The following is a 534-nucleotide window of genomic DNA, read 5'->3' as shown; positions in this document are numbered from 1 at the left end:
AGCACATCACTCATCGCTTTCGTCTCGTACAGGCACTCCGGTGGAAGGTCCCTGGTGAATGGCGTATGGGTCATGCCAAAGAATGCTTCATACATGAGCGCGTCCCTCCTTTCCGTAGTTCGCAAAGGAGATGGCATCGGTCATGAGCCGTTTCGATTCCTTGTGCCGTGCTTCGAGGGCATCCAGCAGTCGGGATGTCTTCGGCGTCTCTGGCTGCATCGCTGGAGGGAGCGCCGGTGTCTGAGCACAGTAGCCTCTGATCACCAGCGGTTTTGCAGTAAATGGTTTGATGCCCGGATGGCTGATCGTAAGGATCTCAGGATTCGTCGGGTCATAGGCGATCTCAACCTTTAGCCCGATCAGTTCCGGCTTCGTTTCATACCGCCTGCCTCTGAACTGGATACATGCGCCCTTGTCGACCCGCCGATTTTCGTGATGCAGAAAGGCTTCTGCGATGGTATTGACATCGATAAAGTTCAGCGGACGTGTATCCCGGTTCCATTCCTGCCGTGGTGTGATCCCTTCCGGTGGAAC

The 534-nt window shown here is 55.2% G+C and carries 1 protein-coding gene; it reads right to left on the bottom strand.

Going from position 1 to position 534, the window contains the following annotated elements:
- Positions 1-87 precede the first annotated feature (87 nt).
- The coding region (locus ACTQ52_RS12350) for a Mu transposase C-terminal domain-containing protein (RefSeq protein WP_441982793.1) at positions 88-534 on the bottom strand (447 nt) is incomplete at its 5' end.

This window comes from Oribacterium sp. Sow4_G1_1 (genome assembly GCF_052116105.1).
GTDB lineage: Bacteria > Bacillota > Clostridia > Lachnospirales > Lachnospiraceae > Oribacterium.
This window is presented reverse-complemented; position numbering and strand designations above follow the sequence as displayed.